Raw genomic sequence first — 4,251 nt, forward strand, 5'->3', positions numbered from 1 at the left:
GGACAGCATCACCACCGCGCGGCATTTGTCGGCGCACCCCAGCCTGCGCACGTTGGAACAACATCACGGCACGGTCGCGCCGGGGGTTCCCGCCGCGCTGGAGGCGGCGCAGCTCGGCATCCTGCGGCGCTATCTCGACCGGTTCGACATGGTGCATTGCCACGGCGAGTTCGCCCATGCGGCGGTGCTAGGCGACCGGATCGGGTGCAGCCTGACGACGGTCCACTGGCGGCTGGACGAGCTGGACCGGCAGTTGTTCTTTCGCAGCTTTCCCGACCTGCCGGTCGCGGCGATCTCGGCGGCGCAGGCGCGCGACCTGCCCCGGTCGAACCACGCCGGCATCGTCCACCACGGCATTCCGCCCGAACGGTTCCGCGCCGGGCCGGGCGGGCGCGGCGTCGCCTTCATCGGGCGGATGACCGACCAGAAACGGCCCGACGTCGCGATCCGCGTCGCGCGCGCCGCCGGGCGACCGATCTGGCTGGCCGGGGGGATCGACGTCGGCAACCCGCGCTATTTCACCGACAGCGTCGCGCCGTTGCTGGGCGACGACGCGGTCCATGTCGGCGAGGTCGACGACCGCGCCAAACAGGCGCTGCTGGGCGAGGCGGCGGCGCTGTTGTTCCCGATCGACTGGCCCGAGCCGTTCGGGCTGGTGATGATTGAGGCGATGGCGTGCGGCACGCCGGTGATCGCATGGGACCGGGGCAGCGTGCGTGAGGTAGTGGAGCAGGGCGTGACTGGCTTCGTCGTCGCCAGCGAGGACGAGGCGGTCGCCGCGCTGGAGCGGATCGAGACGCTCGACCGGGCACGGGTTCGCGAACGCTTCGAGGCGCGGTTCACCGCCCGGCGGATGGCCGAGGACTATGTCGCGCTCTACCGCCAGTTGATCGCGCTCAAATGAGGATCGGCATCGTCACCTGGGCCTATCCGCCCGAGAAGAGTGGCCTGTCGCGCGCCGCGCGCGAGATCGCGCAGGCGCTGGCCGGTGCGGGGCATGACGTGCGCGTCGTGACGATGGACCGGTCGGGGCGCGAGCGCGACGGCGCGGTCGAGGTGGTCGGCGCGGCGGGCGGCGGCTGGCTGGCATGGCTGCGGCGCTGGCCCGGCATCGGCCATCTGTGCGGCCCGGCGATGATCGCGCGGACGATGCGGCGGCTGCATGCCGAACGGCCGTTCGACGTAATCGAGGGGACGAACTGGTATGCGCCGGGGCTATGGATCGCGCTGACCGGGCCGGTGCCCTATGTCACGCGCAATTCCACGCCGGTCGCGACCAGCGCCGCCCCGCCCGTAACCCTGCGCGACCGGATCGATCGGCGGGGGGCGGTGATGGTGGAGGCGATGGCGGCGCGGGCATCGGCGGGGCTCATCTCCAATACCGCGGCGCATGGCGCGAAGATCGCCGCGCTGTACCGCACGGCACCGCCGGGGCCGGGTCATGCGGTGATCGGCCTGAGCCTCGACCCCGCGATCGTCGCGGCGGGGCAGGCGGCATCCTATCCGCCGGGCAACGACGTGCTGCGGGTGCTGTTCGTCGGGCGCAACGAACCGCGTAAAGGAACCGATGCGCTGATCGGCGCGCTGCCCGCATTGGCGGCGGAGGCCGATGCGGGGGCGCTGCCCGATTTTCGGCTGACGGTGATCGGGCTGCATCGCCACGAACTGGACGGACTGCCGCCGGCGGCGCTGCGCCGGATCGATTCCTTTCACCGGGTCGACGACGAGACGCTGCACGCGCAACTGGCGGCGGCGGACATGGTGGTCGCGCCGTCGCGCTACGAAAGTTTCGGGCTGGTCTATCAGGAGGCGATGATGTTCGCCCGGCCGATCGCGGCGTGTGGCGAGGACCCGAGCGCGCGGCTGTTCGTCGGCGACAGCGGCGCGGGGCTGCTGGCGGAGAATTGCACGGCGGCGGCGTTGGGCGACGTGCTGCGGCGGATGCTGCGCGACGGCGGGTTGCGCGCCGCGCTGTCGGCGGCGGCGCGGGTGGCGGCGGGGCGCTTCACCCGGACGAGTCTGGCCGGCGAGACGGCGGCGGCCTACGTTGCGGCGGTGAACGGTCGGAGCAACGCCGCCTCGTCGCCCGGCCGGCCCGCCCCGGCGGACATCGCCTCATAGACTTTCGATCGTTCGATCACGCGGGCGCGGTCCAGCCGGTGATCGATCGCGCCGGTCAGCGCCAGCGAGGTCCGCTCGAACGGCACGTCGGGGCGTTCATGGACCCGGCCGGCGAAGCGGACGTTACTGCGCACCAGCCGGTACTGGATGTCGGGCCACAGCGCCGATTGCACCCCGTCGACCAGATTGCGCCGGGCGAGGCCCAGCGCGCACAGGCCGTCGCGATCGGCCGCCGCCGTCATCCAGCCGAGCGCGCCGAGCAGCGCGTCGTCGGGCCGTTCGTCGGTGTCGAGGTGCAGCACCCATGCTTCCGCCAGCGCCTGCACCCGGTTGCGTTGCGCGGCGAAGTCTCCGTCCAGCGGATGCGCCATGACCTGCACGCCGCGCGCCTTCAGGGCGAGGGTGGTGGCATCGCCGATCGTGCCGTCGAGGACGACGATCGCCTTGGGGAACCATGGCCGCAACGCCGCGAGCATCGCCGCCACCGTGTCGCTGTCGCTGGCGCGGGCGATAATGCCCAGCGTCACGTCAGGCGAGCGCGGCGTGGCCGGACGCCAGCCCGCTGCCTGCCACACCATCCCCAGCGCCCATGCCGCGTTGCGCCGGGCATGGGGTTCGAGCGCGAAGCCGGTCATGGGTCCCCCCGCCAGATGCGCGCGGATCGCCTCGCGTAGCGCGACCGCGTCGAAGTCCAGATCGGCGACGGCGAGGCCGCAATGGGTGCATTCGGGCAGCGGGCGGGCATGCCAGCGATCGTTGCCGCAGATCGGGCAGCGGGGCCCGGTGATCGCTTCGTCCAATGGCTGTTCCCGTTTCGCGGTGATGCGCGTAGGAAACGCACGGACGGCAGGGTGGTTCGCTAACCGCAATGATACGCAAGGATGTGACAGAAACGATCGTTGTCGCCGGTGCGAACGGCGATCTGGGCGGGCGGATCGTCCGTGCGGGGCTCGCGCGCGGTGCGGTGGTGCGCGCGCTGGTCCGGCCGGGGGCCGATGCCGCCGTGCTGGCGGCGGCCGGCGCTGAGGTCGTCGCCGTCGACTATGACGATGCGGCGGCGCTGGTCCGCGCGTGCCGTGATGCGCGCTGCGTGGTGTCGGCGCTGAACGGTCTGGGCGAGACGATCCTCGATACGCAGACCCGGCTGCTCGATGCCGCGATCGGGGGCGGGGCGGCGCGGTTCGTGCCATCCGACTTCTCGATCGACTATACCGCGCTGCCGACCGGCACGAATCGCAACTTCGATCTGCGCCGCGCCTTTCGCACCCGGCTCGACACCGCGCCGATTCTCGCCACCTCGATCTTCAACGGCGCGTTCGCCGATATGCTCAATGGGCAGATGCCGCTGATCCAGCGGCCGGTGCGGCGGGTGCTGTACTGGGGCGATGCCGACACCCGCTTCGCGCTGACGACCAAGGACGATGTCGCCGCCTATACCGCCGCCGCCGCGCTCGATACCGCAGCACCACGCGACCTGCACATCGCCGGGGCGAGCGTCAGCGCGCGCGACCTCGCCGGGGTGATGGGCGAGGTGACGGGCAAGCGCTATGGCGTGCTGCGCGCCGGATCGCTGAACGGCCTTGCCCGGCTGATCGGGGCGACGCGGCGGCTGTTTCCCGATCGCACCTCGGTGTTCCCGGCGTGGCAGGGGATGCAGTATCTCCACAATATGTTCGACGGGCGCGCGCCATCGGCCCCGACCGACAACGCACGCTACGACGTCGCATGGACCGATCTGCACGACGTGTTGCGGGGCTAGTGGGGATCGACATTCAGCTATTCCGGTGCAGTTCGTAGTCGAAAACGCCATTCTCCTTCGTCACCCCGGACTTGTTCCGGGGTCCACTTGGCCGCAAACGCTGTCGCAAGTGTCTCGAGCGGCATCAATCGCTGCACGGTGGACCCCGGAACCAGTCCGGGGTGACGGAAATGGTCGTTGCTGGCGTCACGGCCGACGGAATGTCGATCGGCCCTAGAGCCGATCGACGTTCAGCCAGAAGATGGCGCTTGGCGGCTCCCCTCCCTGACAAGGGAGGGGTTTGGGGGTGGGTGGGCCGGTTGTGGAGCCTACCGTTTCCTCTCGGGCCGACCCACCCCCAGCCCAGTTTCGGGTGAACAGTGCCCCGCACT

General features: G+C 71.0%; 4 protein-coding genes. 3 read left to right on the top strand and 1 reads right to left on the bottom strand.

Annotated elements, in window-relative coordinates:
• Both ASE78_RS09190 and ASE78_RS09195 read left to right on the top strand, forming a co-directional pair.
• A partial coding sequence (locus ASE78_RS09190; protein ID WP_235514962.1) for a glycosyltransferase occupies positions 1-904 on the top strand: 904 nt, incomplete at its 5' end.
• Entirely contained in the window at positions 901-2,121 is a 1,221-nt protein-coding gene (locus ASE78_RS09195) for a glycosyltransferase family 4 protein (RefSeq protein ID WP_082467101.1), read from the top strand. The genes ASE78_RS09190 and ASE78_RS09195, both read left to right, overlap by 4 nt.
• Here the strand turns inward: ASE78_RS09195 and ASE78_RS09200 are convergent.
• Positions 2,043-2,921, bottom strand: a complete 879-nt coding sequence (locus tag ASE78_RS09200; RefSeq protein ID WP_056495982.1) for a hypothetical protein — start codon at positions 2,919-2,921, stop codon at positions 2,043-2,045. The genes ASE78_RS09195 and ASE78_RS09200 overlap by 79 nt on opposite strands.
• 68 nt (positions 2,922-2,989) lie before the next feature.
• Between ASE78_RS09200 and ASE78_RS09205 the strand changes: the two genes are divergently transcribed.
• Positions 2,990-3,880: an NmrA family NAD(P)-binding protein gene (locus ASE78_RS09205; protein WP_056495985.1), complete on the top strand. Its 891-nt coding sequence runs from the start codon at positions 2,990-2,992 to the stop codon at positions 3,878-3,880.
• Positions 3,881-4,251 lie beyond the last annotated feature (371 nt).

The organism is Sphingomonas sp. Leaf25, from assembly GCF_001421635.1.
Classification (GTDB): domain Bacteria; phylum Pseudomonadota; class Alphaproteobacteria; order Sphingomonadales; family Sphingomonadaceae; genus Sphingomonas.

Bases quoted from the DNA above. Each gene is read 5' to 3' on its own strand.
- ASE78_RS09195 (WP_082467101.1), top strand. From the start codon at position 901: ATGAGGATCGGCATCGTCACCTGGGCCTATCCGCCCGAGAAGAGTGGC.
- ASE78_RS09205 (WP_056495985.1), top strand. From the start codon at position 2,990: ATGATACGCAAGGATGTGACAGAAACGATCGTTGTCGCCGGTGCGAAC.